Below are 17,066 nucleotides of genomic sequence, written 5' to 3'. Positions count from 1 at the left end.
TCAGGCGACGGACTCATCGGTCCGACGCCGGCGCATCAGCACCAGACCACCCAGGGCGGCCGCGCCGATCAGGCTCGCCCCACCGGCGGCCAGGCCCCGGTCGGTGCCGGCGACGCCGCCGTCACCACCGTCGACCCCGCCGCGCGGCAGCACGACCAGCTCGCCCTCGCCGCACGAGCCCTTGAGCTCGTAGCGACCCGGCTTGGCGTGCTCGGAGACCTCGGCCTCGCCGTAGTAGACGAAGTCCCGCTTGTGCTCCCAGCCGTCCTTGCCGTTGCCCTCGGACTCCTCGCCGGACCCGTTCTTCTCGTGGTCCTTGCGGTCGCCCTCGTCCGAGCCGTACCCGCGGTCGCCCTCGGACTTCTCGCCGGACCAGCTCTTCTCGTGGTCCCTGCCGTTGCCCTCGGAGCCCTCGCCCGACCAGCCGTTCTCGTCCGAGCCGGACCAGTCGTGGCCCTCGCGGTCGTACTCGTGACCCTTGTCGCCGCGGTCGCCCTCGGCGTCCTGGTCGTGCTCGTAGCCCTTCCAGTCGTGGTCACCCTCGTGACCGGCGGCGTCAGCGGCGCCGCCGCCCTGGCCGTTGGCGGGCGGCTGGCCGCCGTTGGCGGGCGGCTGGCCGCCGTTCGCCGGCGGCTGCGGCTGGCCGGGACCGGCCGGCGGCTTGGGCTTGCCGTTGTCGTCCTTGCCGTCCTTGCCGTTCTCGCCCTTGCCGTTCTCGCCCTTGCCGTTCTCGTCCTTGCCCTTGCCGTCCTTGCCGTTCTCGTCCTTGCCCTTGTCCTTGCCGTTCTCGTCCTTGCCGTTCTCGTGGCCCTTGTCCTCGTGGTCCTTGCCCTTGTCGTGCTCGCGGGAGCCGTCCTCCCCGCCACGCCAGTCGTCGCGGTTCTCGGCCGGCTTGAGCTTGACCTTGCCGGTGACCTTCGACCACACGAAGGCGTGCTCCTGACGATCCGGGCAGACCTCGAGGAGCTTGACCGTGTCGCCCGCCTTGACGACGTGCGGCTTGGCGTAGACCTTGCCCTGGTCCTCGTGGTGGCCGTCCGCGAACGCGATCCCCGGCGTGAACACGAGCAGGGAGGCACCACCGAGGGCAGCGCCCGCAACGACCTTCCCGAGCATCTTGTTTGCCATGACCTGCGTCACTCCATCCCTCTTGTCCTGAGCCCGGCGACAACCGAGCTACCGACGACGTTAGACGCTTTCACGAGCTATGAAGTGAAAGATTCGCGTTTTGCCCCTTCGCGAGGGTAGTGAACCTTGGGAGGCTACGCCGCTTTGGCGGCTTTCAGCGCTTCGTCGAGCGGTTACCGCCCTCCGGCGTGCGCTCGCGTGCTCCGGCCGGCGACGCCGCGGCGTCCGGTCGCGTCCGGTTACGCATCGCATCGAGGCATTGCCATGGAAGCGCTCCCATGCAAGAATCGCTGCACGCGGTTCGGGGAGCCACACCGCGCAGGCAGGGGTCGAGGGCACCGGTTCGCCGGACGACCATCCCGCCTCCCGGCCGGCCACGTCGCCGGCCGGACCACCACCGAACGCCCGTCCGGGTCGGGCACCCCCGAAAGAACCCCGTGGTGCCGGCGGACGTCCGCGCAGGACGCCCACCGGGCCGTATCGCCGGGCCGTTCGCGGATCCGGTCTCGCCCAAGGAGATCAGTGGCATGAATGTGTGGAGAAGGCTGTCCGGCCCCCGCCGGGCCCTCGCGCTCGGCGGCGCGGGCGCCCTGGTCGCGGGCGGGCTGGTGACCCTGCCGGTCACCATGGCGCACGCCGCGACCCAGTGCGACGTGTCGTACACGACCAGCGACTGGCAGGGCGGGTTCACCGCCTCCGTCAACATCAAGAACACCGGGGACGCCCTCAACGGCTGGACGCTGGGCTTCACCTTCCCCGACGGCGGCCAGCGCGTACAGCAGGGCTGGTCGGCCCGCTGGGCGCAGACCGGCCAGAACGTCACGGCGCAGAACGAGCCCTGGAACGGGGCGCTCGCCAGCGGTGCCACGGTGAGCATCGGCTTCAACGGCGCGTGGAGCGGCAGCAACCCGAAGCCCACCACGTTCACCCTCAACGGGGTGACCTGCAACGGTGGCGGCACCAACCCCACCACCCCGCCGCCCAGCAGCCCGCCGCCGCCGACGACACCGCCGCCCACCACCCCGCCGCCGCCGGGGCAGCGGGTGGACAACCCCTACCTGAACGCGCAGGGGTACGTGAACCCGGAGTGGAAGGCCAAGGCCGAATCGGTGTCCGGCGGCAACCGGGTGTCGAACAACCCGACCGCCGTGTGGATCGACCGGATCGCCGCCATCAACGGCACCCCCGACAGCAGCTCCAACGGGGCGATGGGGGTCCGCAACCACCTCGACAAGGCGTTGGAGCAGGGGGCGGAGTACATCCAGTTCGTCATCTACAACCTGCCCGGCCGTGACTGCGCCGCACTGGCCTCGAACGGTGAGCTGCGCGCCGACGAACTGCCGCGATACAAGGCCGAGTACATCGATCCCATCGCCGCGATCCAGGGCGACCCGAAGTACGCCGGCCTGCGGATCGTCAACATCATCGAGATCGACTCGCTGCCGAACCTGGTGACCAACACCTCCGGCAACCCGGGCGGCACCGCGATGTGCGACACGGTGAAGGCCAACGGCGCCTACGTCAACGGCGTCGGGTACGCCCTGTCGAAGCTGGGCGCGATCGGCAACGTCTACAACTACATCGACGCCGCCCACCACGGCTGGATCGGCTGGGACAGCAACTTCAGCCCCACCGCGCAGATCCTGAAGGACGCCGCCGTCGCCTCCGGCAGCACGGTCAACAACGTGCACGGCTTCATCGTCAACACCGCCAACTACTCGGCGCTGCGCGAGCCCCACATCAAGATCACCGACAACGTCAACGGGACCAGCGTGCGGCAGTCGAAGTGGATCGACTGGAACTTCTACGTCGACGAGCTCTCGTTCGCCCAGGCGTTCCGCAACGAGCTGGTGGCCAAGGGCTTCGACTCGAAGATCGGCATGCTGATCGACACCTCCCGCAACGGCTGGGGCGGCTCCGCCCGGCCCACCGGCCCGGGCGCGACGACAAACGTCGACACGTACGTCAACGGCGGCCGGGTGGACCGTCGGTTCCACGCCGGCAACTGGTGCAACCAGGCCGGGGCCGGCCTCGGCGAGCGCCCGAAGGCCGCGCCGGAGCCGGGCATCGACGCCTACGTCTGGGTCAAGCCCCCGGGTGAGTCGGACGGCTCCAGCAAGGAGATCCCGAACAACGAGGGCAAGGGCTTCGACCGGATGTGCGACCCGACCTACACCGGTAACGCCCGCAACGGCAACAGCATGAGTGGCGCCCTGCCGGACGCCCCGATCTCGGGCGCCTGGTTCGCCGCGCAGTTCGCGCAGCTCATGCAGAACGCGTACCCGGCGCTCTGACATCGGAGCCCGCCCGCCGCTGGCAGTAGGTGAGGCGCTCCAGCGGCAGGTTCCCCGGGCCCCCGGCCCGACCGTCCGACGGTCGGGCCGGGGGCCCCCTCGCGTACGCCGGTCAGGGCACCGTCTTCTCGATCGCCGCGCGGCCCAGCTCCGTGAGATCCCGACGGGCCCGCTCGACGTTCTCCGGCGTGAGGTCCTGCCCCCGGGCCGCCACCAGGTCCTCCGGTTCCCAGGGCTGCTCCGCGCCGGTGCGGACGTTGTCGGGGCCGGTGCCGGCCGCGTACGCGTTGCCGATCAGCTCGTCACCGCCCGCCGCGTCCGGCCGGTCGGCGGGGTCCCTGAACGACGGGGTGTCGGGGTCGGCGCCGCCCCCGGTCGTCAACTGCGGGATGCCGGTGTCGTCATCGACCGCCGCGGCCACCTCCGGGCTCTCCTCCAGCGGTCGGTCCCGGTCACGATCCGTCATGTCCCTGCCCTCCCGTCACCAGGTGGTCTCCTGATCCGCTGCTGTACCCGCCGTGGCGGGGCCCATGCCGGATGCCGGGGGCGCGCTCAGTGCTCCTCGCCGGAGGTGTCCGGCGGTTCGATCGGATTGCGCCACTGCCAGAGCAGCATCAGCACGCCGAAGACGAGCATGCCGAGGCCCACCCAGAGGTTGATGCGGACGCCCTGCGCCTTCTGGATGGCGGAGTCGCCGTCGAAGACGCCGATCAGGGTGACGATCGCCCCGTACGCGGTGAACAGGCCACCGATCACCCGGCGGATGTCGAACTGCCGGGCGGTGGCCGGCCGGCGGCGGGCCTCCTCGGTGGCCCCCACCGACTGGTCGTGCCCGTGCGGGTTGAGGTTGTCCATGCTCATGGCCGAGCGCCCCTTCCTAGAAGAACGGCACGTAGAGGAGGAGGGACAGCGCCACCGCGATCAGGCCCAGGATCACCGGCGAGCGCCACCAGACGGCGTCTGAGCGCAGCAGGTCGCCCTGCACGTCGACGGCGCCCATGCCGTAGACCAGCCCGCGCAGGTCCTGGTCCCGCTTCTTCGAGGTGAACGGGGTCACCGCGATGGCGACGACGGCCGCCGTGACGAACGCGATCCCGGCACCCCAGAAGCTCTCCTCCAGGTCCGAGTTGAAGTGCACCACGCCGGCCTTGTAGAGCACGTAGGTGGCCAGCGCCGCCAGGGTGCCCAGAAGCAGGGAGAGGAAGCCGGCCGCCGCGCTCATCCGCCGCCAGAACATGCCGATGATGAAGGTCGCGAAGAGCGGCGCGTTGAACATCGAGAAGAGCGCCTGGATGTAGTTCATGATGTTGCTGAACCCGGCCGCGATGAACGCGGTGCCGATGCCCACCACCACGCCGCCGACCGTCGCCCAGCGGCCGATGCGGATGTAGTACTCGTCGGGGCGGTCGCGGCGCACGTACTGCTGCCAGAGGTCGTAGGTGAACACCGTGTTGAAGCCGCTGACGTTCGCCGCCATGCCGGCCATGAACGACGCCACCAGGCCGGTCACCGCGATCCCGAGGACGCCGTTCGGGAGCAGGTCGCGCATCAGCAGCGGAATCGCGTTGTTGTAGACCAGGTCGCCGCTCTCCGCGCCGAGGCCCTGCACCGTCACGAGGGCGACCAGGCCGGGGATCACCGTGACCACCGGGATCAGCAACTTCGGGTACGCGGCGATGATCGGCGTGCGGCGGGCGGCACTCATGTTCTTGGCCGACAACGCGCGCTGCACCTCGGCGAAGTTGGTCGTCCAGTAGCCGAAGGAGAGCACGAACCCGAGACCGAAGACGATGCCGATCCAGTGGGCGCCGAGCGGGTTGGCGGTGGTGCCGGTGTCCTGCCAGGTGTGCAGCCCGGCCTCGCCCAGCTTGGACTCGCGCACCGCCTCCATCAGGCCGGAGACCCCGCCCACCTTGACCAGACCCAGGATCGTGATCGGCAGCAGACCCGCGATGATCACGAAGAACTGGAGCACCTCGTTGTAGATCGCCCCGGAGAGCCCACCCACAGTGATGTACGCCAGCACGATCACCGCGCCGACCACGATGGCCACCCAGAGCGGCCAGCCCAGCAACGCCTGCATGATCAGCGCCAGGGCGTAGAGGTTCACCCCCGCGATGAGCACCTGGGCGACCGCGAAGCTGAGCGCGTTCAGCACGTGGGTGGGGCGGTTGAACCGCAGCCGCAGGTACTCGGGAACGCTGCGGACCTTCGAGCCGTAGTAGAACGGCATCATCACGATGCCGAGGAAGACCATGGCCGGCACGGCGCCGATCCAGTAGTAGTGCAGCGTCATCGCGCCGTACTGGGCGCCGTTGGCGGCCATGCCGATGATCTCCAACGCCCCCAGGTTGGCCGAGACGAAGGCGAGGCCCGTCACCCAGGCCGGCAGCGAGCGGCCGGAGAGGAAGAAGTCGACGCTGGTCCGGATGGCGCGACGGGCGGCGAAGCCGACAGCGAGCACGGTGACGAAATAGAGCATCAGGATGCCGTAGTCCAGGACGTTCAAGTTCAGCCGCAGGCTATCGCCGTCCATCCCGTAACCCCTCGTCGACCGTGCGCGCCGGATCCAGTGCGCGTCCGATTACCCCACGTGGTCGGTTTCACGCCTGCGGCGGCGAAACCCGCGCTATCCACCCCACCCGGACATGCGGGGGCGCCCCCGGCCACCTGGCCGGGGGCGCCCGTCGGAAGCTGTCAGCGCCCGAGCACGCGGTCGAGGAAGTCGCGGTAGTGGCGCAGCGCCATCCGGATGTGCTCGGTGTCGGCGGAGCCGGCGTCCTGCCAGCCGCTCAGCTTGTTCTTCTGCGCGGACAGCGCCGAGGAGAGCGCCTGGATGGCCTCGTCGACAAGCGACTGGGCCTCCCCGGCCGCCGCGCGGGGGTCGTCCACGAACCGGAGCTGGACGTCGCGCCAGCGGTCCCGGAAGTCCTGCGCCATGTCCGGCTCGAAGAGGCTCGCCGGCTCGGCTGCCACGGTCTCGTCCGTCGACCGGCCGGTCCCGGCGTGCGCGGCCGGCGCGTGTCCGGCGTCCGGGTCGACCAGGGCGGGCGCGGCGCTGCCGTAGCCGGCCGCGCCGGCCTCCGGGTCGCCGTCGGTCGGGTCGGCGCGCCGCCCGGGGCGGTCGTCGGTGGCGTCCGGGTCGCCGTGGTGCGCCTCCCGGTCGTCGCCGAGCCCGACGGGGCGGTGGAACCCGGCGGTCGGATCCGCCCGGCGGCCCTCCCGGGCGTCGTCGTCCACGGCGCCGTCGCCCGGCCGCGCGGTCGACTCCGTACGCGGGTCGGGCTCGTCCTGCGGCCGGGGGTTGGCCAGGGCCGACGCGGCGACCGCGCCGCCGACGCTGGTCGCGCCGAAGGCGGTCGGCACCGGCCCCGGCTCGTGGAACTCGTCCCGGTCGCCGTCGGCACCCCGGGCGCGTTGCGCCCCGGCGTCGTCCCGGTCGTGCGACGACGCCTCGGCGTCGCCCGGGTGGTGGGCCGACCCGGCGTCGCCCCGGTGGTGGGCCACTTCGGCGTCGCCCCGGCCCCGGTCGTCGCCGGCGGCCGGATCGTCGAAGGTGCCCCGGTCGTCGAGGGCGTCCTCGGGCACGTCGGTCCGGCCGGCCCGGTCACCCGGCGGTGGCACCGGTACGGGCTCGGAACGGACGGCCTCGGGGTGCTCGTTCTCCACTCGCTGCTCTTCCTGGCGCATGGTGATCCTCCTAGCGGCTCGTGGCGTCGTGTGGGGTGTCCGGGTTGCCCGGTTCGGCCGGCCGGGCCGCGACCGGCTCCTCGCCGAGCAGGTCGGCGAAGAGGGCGCGGTAGTGGACGACGGCTTGGCGCAGCTCCTCGGTGCTCGCCTCGCCCCGCGCGTTGCGCTTGTGGATCTCGTGGGCGTCGCGGTAGTGGCCCAGCGTGCGGGCGTGCTCGACGGAGAGGTGGGAGACATGGTCGGAGAACTCGCCGGTGGGGTACCCCCGCTCGGCGATGAGCCGGGTGACCAGCTCGTCCGCGTCGCCCACGGCCTCGGCGGGGGAGTCGACGAAGCGGACCTGGAGTTCCTCCCACGCGGCGGCGTAGCGCGCCCGGGACTCGGGGGCGAGCGGAGTGAGCGTGAGTTCCGCGTGGCGGCGTTCCCGCTCCCGCAGCTCCCGTTCGGCGGCGGTCCGGCTGTCCTTCTCGGTCACGGCGCGGTCGTACTCGGGCCCGAACTTGGACCGCAGCGCACGGCGGCGGGCGTACGAACGGGCGGCCACGGCGGCGGCCGCGATCACCAGCACGACGAGAACAATGACGATTACCTGCGTGGGCGACATGGCTCCTCCTTCGTCAGGTGGTATTCCCTCTGTCGACTGATCGCCAATCCCGTTCCGGGACACTTTCCTGACGAAACCGGTGGCGCGGCTCGCGTACGGGCCGGCGGAGGGCGGATCCCGGGCCGACATGACGAGTCACACAGGGTGAGCGGACACCAAAACTTGACTCATTCCAGAAAACGCGCCAGGGTGGGATGATGCCGGTCGGATCCGACGTCGAACGCCTGCGGGCGGTGGGGCTGCGTGTCACACGCCCCCGCCTCGCGGTGCTCGCGACGGTGCGCGACCGGCCGCACCTGGATGCCGACACGATCACCCGACTCGCCCGGGTCCGCCTGGGGCGCATCTCGGGCCAGGCGGTCTACGACGTCCTGCACGCGCTCACCGGCGCGGGCCTGCTGCGCCGGTTCGCCCCGGCGGGCGGGCCGGCCCGCTACGAGTTGGGCGGGGACGACCACGACCACCTGGTCTGCCGGGACTGCGGCACGATCGTCGACACCCGGCGTCACCGGGCCCCCGGGCCCTGCCTCGACCCCGGGGACTCCGCCTTCGCGGTGGAGGCCACCGAGGTCACCTACTGGGGCCGGTGCCCCGGATGCCGGCCGCGGCACGACTGACGCACGGCCACACCGAGCAGGAGGAGTTTCATGAGCGACCCGCAGGCCAGCAAGCCGATCCTCACCACCCGTCAGGGTCACCCCGTGCACAACAACCAGCAGCAGCGGACGGTCGGCTCGCGCGGCCCGGCGACGCTGGAGAACTACCACTTCCTGGAGAAGATCAGCCACTTCGACCGGGAGCGGATCCCGGAGCGGGTGGTGCACGCCCGTGGCTTCGTCGCCCACGGCGAGTTCGAGGCGTACGGGACGATCGGCGAAGAGCCGGCGTCGAAGTACACCCGCGCGAAGCTGTTCCAGACCAGGGGCAAGAAGACCCCCGTCACCATCCGCTTCTCCACCGTCATCGGCGGCCGGGACTCCTCCGAGGCGGCCCGCGACCCGCGCGGCTTCGCCGTGAAGTTCCGCACCGAGGACGGCAACTGGGACATGGTGGGCAACAACCTCCAGGTCTTCTTCATCCGGGACGCGATCAAGTTCCCCGACGTGATCCACTCGCTGAAGCCGGACCCGGTCACCTTCCGCCAGGAGCCGAACCGGATCTTCGACTTCATGTCGAACACGCCCGAGTCGATGCACATGCTGACCTGGCTCTTCTCCCCGTACGGCATCCCGAAGAACTACCGCACGATGCGCGGTTCCGGGGTGAACACCTACCGCCTCGTCAACGCCGAAGGCGAGGGCGTGCTGGTCAAGTTCCACTGGATGACGCAGCAGGGCGAGCACAACCTGACCCAGGCCGAGGCGGACGCCATCCAGGCCACCGAGCTGGGCCACGCCTCCAAGGACCTCTACGAGGCGATCGAGCGCGGCGAGCACCCCAAGTGGGAGCTCAACGTCCAGATCATGAGCGACGACGAGCACCCGGAGCTGGACTTCGACCCGCTCGACGACACCAAGATCTGGCCGGAGGAGGACTTCCCCTACCTGCCGGTCGGCATGATGACGCTCAACCGCAACATCACCGACCACCACAACGAGAACGAGCAGATCGCCTTCGGCACCGGCGTGCTTGTCGACGGCATCGACTTCTCCGACGACAAGATGCTGGTCGGCCGGACGTTCTCCTACTCGGACACCCAGCGCTACCGGGTCGGCCCGAACTACCTCCAGCTGCCGGTCAACCGGCCGCGCGAGGACGTGCGGGTCAGCACCAACCAGGGTGGCGGCCAGATGTCGTACGGGGTGGACGAGCGCGGCGGCAACCCGCACATCAACTTCGAGCCGTCCTCGGTGGCCGGCCTGCGGGAGGCCGACGAGTCCTACCGGGAGTACCGTCCGTTCGTGTCGGGCCAGATCATGAAGGCCCCGATCGAGCGGCAGAACAACTACGCTCAGGCCGGCCGGCGTTTCCGCGAGATGGCCGACTGGGAGCGCGACGACCTGATCCTCAACCTGACCACCCTGCTGGGCCAGTGCGACAAGCACATCCAGGAGAAGATGGTCTGGCACTTCAGCCAGTGCGACTCCGACTACGGTCGCCGGGTCGCCGAGGGCCTCGGCATCTCCGTCGACGCCTGACCCGCACCGTCACACGAACGCCCCGCCGGTCTCCGGCGGGGCGTTCGTCGACTGTGGACGTTCGTCCGGGTGGGCCCGACGCGACGGACGGTAGTGCATTCGGGCGAGGATTACGTATCCTGCCCAAGGCGTCCGCCGGACCGCCCCGGCATCGAAGGAAGGGACCGTCCGACCGCGATGCCGCCCGGCCGGCGCCGGCGCCTCCGCAGCCACTTCCGGTGAGGTCTGATTGAACACCCGCGACTGGCCGATCCGCTCCAAGCTGACCGCATTGGTCGTCGTGCCGGTGACCGCGCTGCTGGCGCTCTGGATCTTCGCCACCACGCTCACCTTCGGACCCGCCCTCGACCTGCTGGCCGCCCGTACCCTCCTCTACGACCTCGGCCGTCCCGGCGAGACCGTGGTGGCCGAGCTGCAACGGGAGCGGCGGCTCTCGGTGGTCCAACTGGCCGGCGACGGCCCCCTGCCCGCGCTCGTCGAGCAGCGGCAGCGCACCGACCAGGCGGTCGCGGAGCTGCGCCGCCGGGTCGGCGGGGACGATCTGCGCGACGCCGCCGACGAACTCCTCGACACCCGGCTCGACCAGCTGGTCACCGCGCTGGCGGCGCTGCCCGCCGGGCGGGGGTTCATCGACCGGCGGGCGGTGGACCGGGCCGGCGCGGTCGGGCTCTACAGCGGGATGGTCGACGCGGCCTTCCAGACGTTCTCCGCGATGGCCAACCTGCCCGACCGTAACCTCAACCGGCAGGCGCTCGCCGTCACCGCGCTCGGCCGCTCCCGGGAACTGCTCGGGCAGACCGACGCCCTGCTCGCCGGGGCGTTCACCGCCGGCCGGTTCGCCCCCGGCGAGCACCTCCAACTGGTGCGGACCGTCGCCAACCAGCGGTTCCTCGCCGAGTCGGCGGTCGCCGACCTGCCGGACGCCGAGCGCGCCGCGTTCCAGCGGATGAGCGAGGGGGCGGCCTTCGGCCGGTTGCGGACGTTGCAGGACGCGCTCGTCGACGGCGGCTCGTCCAGCCGGCCGACGTTGGACCCGGCGGCCTGGCAGGAGAGCTACCAGGAGGTGCAGCAGACGCTGCGGGAGTTCGAGCTGGCGCAGGCCGACGGGCTCGCCGACCGGTCGGTGCCGACGGCCGTGCGGATCCTGGTCCGGCTCGGCGCCGCCGGGCTGCTGGGACTCGTCGCCGTCGTGGTCTCGGTGCTCGTGTCCCTGCGGGTCGGTCGCCACCTCGCGCACCGGCTCACCGCCGTACGCACGGCCGCGCTGGAGACGGCCGAGCACCGGTTGCCGGAGGTGGTGGCCCGGCTGCGCCGGGGCGAGCAGGTCGACGTGGCCCGGGAAGCGCCCCCGCTGGAGTACGGCGGCGACGAGATCGGCCAGGTGGCGCGGGCGTTCACCGAGGTGCAGCGCACCGCCGTCCAGTCGGCCGTCGACGAGATCACCCTGCGCCGGGGCCTCAACGAGGTGTTCCTCAACCTCGCCCGGCGCAGCCAGGGGCTGGTGCACCGGCAGCTCGCGCTGCTGGACCGGATGGAGCGGCACAGCGAGGACCCGGACGAGCTGGCCGAGCTGTTCCGCGTCGACCACCTCGCCACCCGGCTGCGGCGGCACGCCGAGGACCTGGTCATCCTGGCCGGCGCGGCCCCCGGGCGGGGCTGGCGCAACCCGGTCGCGGCGGTGGACCTCGTCCGGGGCGCGATCTCCGAGGTCGAGTCGTACGACCGGGTCGACATCAGCACGGTGACGCCCGCCGCCGTGCTGGGGCGGGCCGTCGGCGACGTGATCCACCTGCTCGCCGAGTTGATCGAGAACGCCACGGCGTTCTCGCCGCCACGGACCCGGGTCGAGGTCTCCGGGCAGCGCGTGGCGAACGGCTACGCGGTGGAGGTCACCGACCGGGGCCTCGGCATGTCCGCAGCCGCCCTGACGGACACGAACCGGCGACTGGCCCGCTCGCCCGACTTCGAGCCGACCGAGACCGCCCGGCTCGGCCACTTCGTGGTGGCCCGCCTGGCCGCCCGGCACGGGGTCCGGGTGCGGCTGCGCCCGTCCGACGGGGGCGGGCTGACCGCCGTGGTGCTCATCCCCGCCGACCTGGTCACCGACGAGCCGCCCCTGACGCCGGCCGGTGCCCCGGCGGCGCCGCGCCGGCCGGTGGCGTCGCCGGAGGAGGAGCGGCGGCTGGCCCGGGCGGGCCGGTTGAGTACCCTGCCCCGCCCGGCCCGCCCCGCCCCGCCCCGGTCCGCCTCGGCGCACGCCGGCCCCCACCCGGGTGCGGCCGGCGGCCCCGCCCCCGCCGAGACGGTGGGTGAGATCGACGGGCTGCCCCGCCGGGTGCGCCGGCGGCCCCCGTCGGCCCGGCCTTCGGGGCCCGCCACGGACCCGCCCGGTGGGCAGCCGTCGGCCCGCGCCGCAGGCGGGCCCGGCGCGCTGGACGGCCCGACGCTGCGGCAACCGGTGCGCGAGAGCCCCACCCCGCGCAGCCCGCAGGAGGCCCGACGGATCATGTCCGCGCTGCAGGCCGGCACCGCCCGTGGGCGGGCGGCGGCCGGCGACACCGCTGCGGGGCAGGCCGCCGCCGGCACCGCCGACCGGCCGGCGGTGCCACGCGGCGAGCCAAGCCTGACGCCGGCCGAGTCGCCGGCGGTTCCCGAACCGACGACCGTGACTGAGAGGGACGCCTGATGCATCCGACGAGGCCGAGCGCCGATCTCGACTGGCTGCTCGACGAACTGGTGCAGCGGGTACCACCCGCCCGCCAGGCGGTGGTGCTCTCGGCGGACGGGCTGCTGGTCGGCTCCTCCGCCGGCATGGACCGGGCCGACGCCGAGCACCTGTCCGCGCTCGCGTCCGGATTCTCGAGCCTGGCCCGCGGCACGAGCCGGCAGGTGGCCGGCGGGGCGGTCCGGCAGACCGTGGTGGAGATGGAGTCGGCGTACCTCTTCGTCACCGCCGCCGGGCAGGGCGCCTGCCTGGCCGTGGTCAGCGACGCGGACGCGGACATCGGCCTGGTGGCGTACGAGATGGCGATGCTCGTCACCCGGGTCGGGGAGAATCTGAGCGCCCCGCCACGGCCGGCGACGGGGACCGCCGATGCGGGCTGAGTCACCCGGGCCCCAGCACGAGTGGCTGGACGACGACGCCGGCCCCGTCGTGCGGCCCTACACCCTCACCGGCGGCCGGGTCTCCCCGGCCGGCGACGGCTTCGACCTGGTCGCCTACGTGCTGGCCGACCCGGCCGCCGACCCGACCGCCCATCCGGAGCTGCACCCCGAGCACCGGCGGCTGGTGGAACTGGCTGCCCGGCCGGTCCCCGTCGCGGAACTCGCCGCCGATCTCGACCTCGCGGTCGGCGTGGTCCGCGTGCTGCTCGGCGACCTGTTGGCGCGGGGGCTGGTCGCGGTGCACCAGCCGCCGCCCACCGCGTACCTGCCCGACGACGACATCCTCAAGGCGGTGGTCAGTGGACTCCGTGCGCTATGACCGAACCGGATCCGGCCCACGGGTCCCGCTCGCGCTGAAGATCCTCATTGCCGGGGGGTTCGGCGCGGGCAAGACGACGCTGGTGAGCGCCCTGAGCGAGGTCCGGCCGTTGCAGACCGAGGAGGTGCTGACGGGGGCCGGGATCGGCACCGACGACCTCTCCGGCGTCGAGGCGAAGTCGACCACGACGGTGGCGATGGACTTCGGCCGGATCACGATCAACGACGATCTCCAGGTCTACCTCTTCGGCACCCCCGGCCAGGACAGGTTCTGGTTCCTCTGGGACGAGCTGGCCTTCGGGGCGCTCGGTGCGGTGGTGCTCGCCGACACCCGCCGGCTGTCCGACTGCTTCCCCTCGATCGACTACTTCGAGCAGCGGGGCGTCCCGTTCGTGGTGGGGGTGAACTGCTTCGACGACGCCCGGCGGTTCAGCCTGGAGACCGTACGCCAGGCGCTGGATCTCGATGCCGACGTGCCGCTGGTGCTCTGCGACGCGCGGGACCGGCAGTCGGGCAAGGAGGTGCTGATCGCGCTGGTGGAGCACGTGGCCCGGCAGCGCGGCGAGCCGGTGTCCACGGGCTGAGCCGGCGGGCCGGGCGGTCGGCTCCCCGCGATCCGCCCGAATTTCCCGCGGCTTTCGCGTCTGGGCGGGCGGCCCGGCGGGAAGGCTGGTGGGATCGGTGCGGAATCGGCGGAGGGTGGATCCGGTGACAGGTCGGGGCGAGATCGTCCACATCGGCGGCTACACGGCGCACGGCGGAGGCCGGGGCGCCGGCATCGTCGCGGCCCGGCGCGATCCGGGCTCCGGTGCGTTGAGCTCGCTCGGCACCGTCGCGGTCACCGCCTCGCCCTCCTTCCTCGCCCGGCACCCGCGGCTGCCCGTGCTGTACGCGGTGAACGAGCTGCCCGACGGGCAGGTCAGCGCGTTCGCCGTCGGCGTCGACGGCCAGCTCGCCCCGCTCGGCACCCGACCCACCGGCGGCGCGGAGCCGTGCCACGTGGCGGTCCTGCCCGACGGCGGCCACCTCGTCGTGGCCAACTACGGCGGCGGCAGCGTGACGGTGTTCCCCCTCGACGCCGACGGGGTCCCCGGCGAGCGCAGCGACCTGGTGCGGCACGAGGGGCGGGGCCCGGACCCGGAGCGTCAGGACCGCGCACACGCGCACATGGTGAACCCCGACCCGGCCGGGGGTCCGCTGTTCGCGGTCGATCTGGGCACCGATTCGATCTACCGCTACGACCTGGACGCGACCTCCGGCCGGCTGACGCCCACGCCCCGGGCGCCCCGGGTGCGCACGGTCGCCGGCACCGGCCCCCGGCACCTGGCCCGGCACCCCGACGGGCGGCGCTGCTGGGTGGCGGGGGAGCTGGACGCCTCGGTCACCGCCTACGCGCTGACCGGCGACGCTGCGCCGCACCAGCGGGGCCGGGTCGCGGCCAGCGACCGGACCGGGCACGTCCAGCCGTCGGAGATCGGCCTCGGCCCGGACGGGCGCTTCCTCTACGTCGCCAACCGGGGGGTGGGCACGGTCGCCGTGTTCGCCGTGACCGGCGAGCTGCCGGAGCTGGTCGCCGAGGTCGACACGGGCGGGCAGTGGCCGCGGCACTTCGCCCTGATCGGCGCGCACCTCTACGTCGCCGACGAGCGGGCCGACCTCGTCGGCGTGTTCCGGGTGGACGCGGCCACCGGCGTCCCGGCGCCGGCCGGGGAGCCGCTGGTGGTGCCGAGCCCCACCTGCATACTGCCCTGACCAGGCACGTTGCCCGAAAACTCACGGTCTGTGTCGGGTTCGTCGCCGCGCGTGGCGGGTGTGACGATCAATTGTTTCTGGCGGGTAACTTTCGTCCGAACGGCCCGTGTCAGTCGTGCGGGCGGGTCCGCAAGATGGTCAGCGTGTCAGCAGGTCGCCATCGCACGCGTACGAGTCTCCACGCAGTCACCGCCGCCGCGGCCGTGGGCGTCCTCGCCGTCACCGGCGGCGGCTGGTTCGGCTACCGGCAACTGACGCAACCGGACTGCTCGGGGCGGGTCGAGCTGTCGGTCGCGGTCGCCGCCGAACTCGCCCCGGCCGTCGGGGACGCCGCCGCCCAGTGGGTGCGCAACGGCGCCGCGGTGGGTGGCACCTGCATCGCGGTGAACGTCTCGGCGGCCGACCCCGTCGAGGTGGCCACCATCGTCGCCGCCAAGCACGGCGTCACCCTGGCCGGCCTGGGGCAGGCCAGCGGCACGTCGGTCAGCCCGGACGTCTGGGTGCCCGACTCCTCCACCTGGCTGCTGCGGCTCAAGACCGGCGGCGCGACCGCCTTCGAGCCCGACAGCGGGGCGTCCGTCGCCCGCAGCCCGGTGGTCGTGGCGATGCCGGAGCCGATCGCCACGCGGCTCGGCTGGCCGCAGCAGAAGTTCACCTGGACGCAGCTCCTGCGGCAGACGCAGGGCGACAAGCCGCTGCGTACCGGGATCGTCGAGCCGACCCGCGACGCGGCCGGCCTGTCCGGCCTGCTCTCGTTGACCGCCGCCGCCAGCGCCTCCGGCGGCTCCGGGGCCGAGGCGGAGAAGGTGGCCGCGCTGCGGGCGCTGGCCACCGGCCGCTCGGCGTTGCGCCCGGACCTGCTCGCGCGTTTCCCCACCGCCTCGGATCCCACCACGATCGCGAGCAGCCTCGGTGCGGCGGCGCTCTCCGAGCGGGACGTGATCCAGTACAACGGCAGGAAGCCGCCGGTGCCGCTGGCCGCGCTCTACCCGCAGCCGGCGCCCGCGTCGCTGGACTACCCGTACGCGGTGCTGCTCGGCCTGGAACCGGCCAAGGCGTCGGCGGCGTGGGCGTTCAACGAGGTGCTCGCCACCGGCGACTTCCGCGACCGGCTGGGGAGCCGGTCGTTGCGCGCGCCGGACGGCAACTGGGGCCCGGGCTTCGACGCCCCGCAGGGCGCGCCCGGCCCGGCCGGGGGCGGGCCGGCCCCGCCGGCCGACGGCGGCGCCCCGGCCGACGGCGGGCTCGACCCGCTGGCCCTGGACCGGGCGGTCTCCAGCTGGTCGATCGCCACCCAGTCCGGCCGGATGCTCGCCGTCATCGACGTCTCCGGATCGATGAAGGAGCGGGTGGCCAACGCCGGCAACGCGACCCGGCAGCAGGTCACCGTCGAGGCGGCCCGGCGCGGGCTGAACCTCTTCGACGACTCGTGGTCCATCGGTCTGTGGACGTTCTCCACCGAGCTGGTGGGCGCGCGCGACCACCGGGAACTGGTCGGCATCGGGCCGCTGTCGCGCCAGCGCGCGAAGCTGGAACAGTCGCTGGGTGCGATCCGCTCCTCGACCGGGGACACCGGCCTCTACGACACGGTGCTGGCGGCGTACCAGCAGGTGCAGGAGAACTGGGAGCCCGGCCGGGTCAACTCGATCGTGCTGTTCACCGACGGCAAGAACGAGGACTCCGACGGCGTCACCCAGCAGGAACTGCTGGGCCGGCTGCACCGCATGCAGGACCCGGAGCGGCCGGTGCAGGTCGTGATCATCGGTATCGGCAGTGATGTGAGTCGGGCAGAGCTGAAGTCGATCACCGACGTCACGGGCGGCGGGGCCTTCGTGACCGAGGACCCGACCAGGATCGGCGACATCTTCCTCCGGGCGATCGCGCTGCGCCGGGCCCCCGCCTGACCCACCATTCAGCTCGGGCGGGCCGGCCGCCCTGAGTCTCCACCCAGCCGGGGCGGGCCGACCGCGCCGAATT

At 72.7% G+C, this 17,066-nt stretch carries 15 protein-coding genes; 9 read left to right on the top strand and 6 right to left on the bottom strand.

Features of this window, described 5'->3' with window-relative positions; genetic code table 11:
• Entirely contained in the window at nucleotides 1-1,128 is a 1,128-nt protein-coding gene (locus tag ACQ452_RS23025) for a hypothetical protein (RefSeq protein WP_433387241.1), read from the bottom strand.
• Nucleotides 1,129-1,655: 527 nt separating this feature from the next.
• Here ACQ452_RS23025 and ACQ452_RS23020 point away from each other — a divergent pair.
• Entirely contained in the window at nucleotides 1,656-3,422 is a 1,767-nt protein-coding gene (locus tag ACQ452_RS23020; protein ID WP_433387240.1) for a glycoside hydrolase family 6 protein, read from the top strand.
• Between the two features lie 112 nt (nucleotides 3,423-3,534).
• Here the strand turns inward: ACQ452_RS23020 and ACQ452_RS23015 are convergent, their stop codons facing one another.
• The 5 genes from ACQ452_RS23015 to ACQ452_RS22995 all read right to left on the bottom strand — a co-directional run bounded on the left by ACQ452_RS23015 (nucleotide 3,535) and on the right by ACQ452_RS22995 (nucleotide 7,716).
• Nucleotides 3,535-3,888: a hypothetical protein gene (locus tag ACQ452_RS23015; protein WP_433387238.1), complete on the bottom strand. Its 354-nt coding sequence runs from the start codon at nucleotides 3,886-3,888 to the stop codon at nucleotides 3,535-3,537.
• 86 nt (nucleotides 3,889-3,974) lie between these two features.
• Complete coding sequence (locus ACQ452_RS23010; RefSeq protein WP_433387236.1) at nucleotides 3,975-4,283, bottom strand: hypothetical protein; 309 nt, start codon at nucleotides 4,281-4,283, stop codon at nucleotides 3,975-3,977.
• 16 nt (nucleotides 4,284-4,299) lie between these two features.
• Nucleotides 4,300-5,958 carry a sodium:solute symporter family protein gene (locus tag ACQ452_RS23005; RefSeq protein ID WP_433387234.1) on the bottom strand — a complete coding sequence of 553 codons (1,659 nt, stop codon included), beginning with the start codon at nucleotides 5,956-5,958 and terminating at the stop codon, nucleotides 4,300-4,302.
• A gap of 161 nt (nucleotides 5,959-6,119) precedes the next feature.
• Nucleotides 6,120-7,112: a hypothetical protein gene (locus ACQ452_RS23000; RefSeq protein WP_433387232.1), complete on the bottom strand. Its 993-nt coding sequence runs from the start codon at nucleotides 7,110-7,112 to the stop codon at nucleotides 6,120-6,122.
• A gap of 10 nt (nucleotides 7,113-7,122) precedes the next feature.
• Nucleotides 7,123-7,716: a hypothetical protein gene (locus tag ACQ452_RS22995; protein ID WP_433387230.1), complete on the bottom strand. Its 594-nt coding sequence runs from the start codon at nucleotides 7,714-7,716 to the stop codon at nucleotides 7,123-7,125.
• A gap of 197 nt (nucleotides 7,717-7,913) precedes the next feature.
• On the opposite strand from ACQ452_RS22995, the gene ACQ452_RS22990 reads away from it, so the two are divergent.
• From ACQ452_RS22990 to ACQ452_RS22955, 8 genes are all read left to right on the top strand, one after another.
• The gene (locus ACQ452_RS22990) at nucleotides 7,914-8,333 is read left to right on the top strand and encodes a Fur family transcriptional regulator (protein ID WP_433387228.1); all 420 of its coding nucleotides are present in this window, start codon (nucleotides 7,914-7,916) and stop codon (nucleotides 8,331-8,333) included.
• 30 nt (nucleotides 8,334-8,363) lie between these two features.
• A complete protein-coding gene (locus ACQ452_RS22985; RefSeq protein ID WP_433387226.1) occupies nucleotides 8,364-9,854 on the top strand; it encodes a catalase in 1,491 nt (496 codons plus the stop codon).
• A gap of 229 nt (nucleotides 9,855-10,083) precedes the next feature.
• Nucleotides 10,084-12,540 (top strand): sensor histidine kinase, encoded by a 2,457-nt coding sequence (locus tag ACQ452_RS22980; RefSeq protein WP_433387224.1) that lies wholly within the window; start codon nucleotides 10,084-10,086, stop codon nucleotides 12,538-12,540.
• Nucleotides 12,540-12,959, top strand: a complete 420-nt coding sequence (locus ACQ452_RS22975; RefSeq protein WP_433387222.1) for a roadblock/LC7 domain-containing protein — start codon at nucleotides 12,540-12,542, stop codon at nucleotides 12,957-12,959. The genes ACQ452_RS22980 and ACQ452_RS22975 overlap by 1 nt, the downstream gene beginning before the upstream one ends.
• The gene (locus tag ACQ452_RS22970; RefSeq protein WP_433387221.1) at nucleotides 12,949-13,338 is read left to right on the top strand and encodes a DUF742 domain-containing protein; all 390 of its coding nucleotides are present in this window, start codon (nucleotides 12,949-12,951) and stop codon (nucleotides 13,336-13,338) included. Before ACQ452_RS22975 ends, ACQ452_RS22970 begins: the two co-directional genes overlap by 11 nt.
• Nucleotides 13,319-13,921: a GTP-binding protein gene (locus ACQ452_RS22965; RefSeq protein WP_433387219.1), complete on the top strand. Its 603-nt coding sequence runs from the start codon at nucleotides 13,319-13,321 to the stop codon at nucleotides 13,919-13,921. The genes ACQ452_RS22970 and ACQ452_RS22965 overlap by 20 nt, the downstream gene beginning before the upstream one ends.
• 124 nt (nucleotides 13,922-14,045) lie before the next feature.
• Nucleotides 14,046-15,089, top strand: a complete 1,044-nt coding sequence (locus tag ACQ452_RS22960; RefSeq protein WP_433387217.1) for a lactonase family protein — start codon at nucleotides 14,046-14,048, stop codon at nucleotides 15,087-15,089.
• A gap of 143 nt (nucleotides 15,090-15,232) precedes the next feature.
• Nucleotides 15,233-16,993, top strand: coding sequence for a substrate-binding domain-containing protein (locus ACQ452_RS22955; RefSeq protein WP_433387216.1), 1,761 nt, complete (start codon nucleotides 15,233-15,235; stop codon nucleotides 16,991-16,993).
• Nucleotides 16,994-17,066: the final 73 nt, after the last annotated feature.

Source organism: Micromonospora sp. KLBMP9576, assembly GCF_050941805.1.
Lineage (GTDB): Bacteria > Actinomycetota > Actinomycetes > Mycobacteriales > Micromonosporaceae > Micromonospora.
Note: the sequence above shows the minus strand (reverse complement) of the source record. Positions and strands in the feature narration are given on the sequence as shown.

Coding starts and splice junctions, on each gene's coding strand:
- ACQ452_RS22985 (WP_433387226.1), top strand. CDS start 8,364: ATGAGCGACCCGCAGGCCAGCAAGCCGATCCTCACCACCCGTCAGGGT.
- ACQ452_RS22990 (WP_433387228.1), top strand. CDS start 7,914: ATGCCGGTCGGATCCGACGTCGAACGCCTGCGGGCGGTGGGGCTGCGT.
- ACQ452_RS23000 (WP_433387232.1), bottom strand. CDS start 7,112: ATGCGCCAGGAAGAGCAGCGAGTGGAGAACGAGCACCCCGAGGCCGTC.
- ACQ452_RS22970 (WP_433387221.1), top strand. CDS start 12,949: ATGCGGGCTGAGTCACCCGGGCCCCAGCACGAGTGGCTGGACGACGAC.
- ACQ452_RS22975 (WP_433387222.1), top strand. CDS start 12,540: ATGCATCCGACGAGGCCGAGCGCCGATCTCGACTGGCTGCTCGACGAA.
- ACQ452_RS23025 (WP_433387241.1), bottom strand. CDS start 1,128: ATGGCAAACAAGATGCTCGGGAAGGTCGTTGCGGGCGCTGCCCTCGGT.
- ACQ452_RS22995 (WP_433387230.1), bottom strand. CDS start 7,716: ATGTCGCCCACGCAGGTAATCGTCATTGTTCTCGTCGTGCTGGTGATC.
- ACQ452_RS23010 (WP_433387236.1), bottom strand. CDS start 4,283: ATGAGCATGGACAACCTCAACCCGCACGGGCACGACCAGTCGGTGGGG.
- ACQ452_RS23005 (WP_433387234.1), bottom strand. CDS start 5,958: ATGGACGGCGATAGCCTGCGGCTGAACTTGAACGTCCTGGACTACGGC.
- ACQ452_RS23015 (WP_433387238.1), bottom strand. CDS start 3,888: ATGACGGATCGTGACCGGGACCGACCGCTGGAGGAGAGCCCGGAGGTG.
- ACQ452_RS23020 (WP_433387240.1), top strand. CDS start 1,656: ATGAATGTGTGGAGAAGGCTGTCCGGCCCCCGCCGGGCCCTCGCGCTC.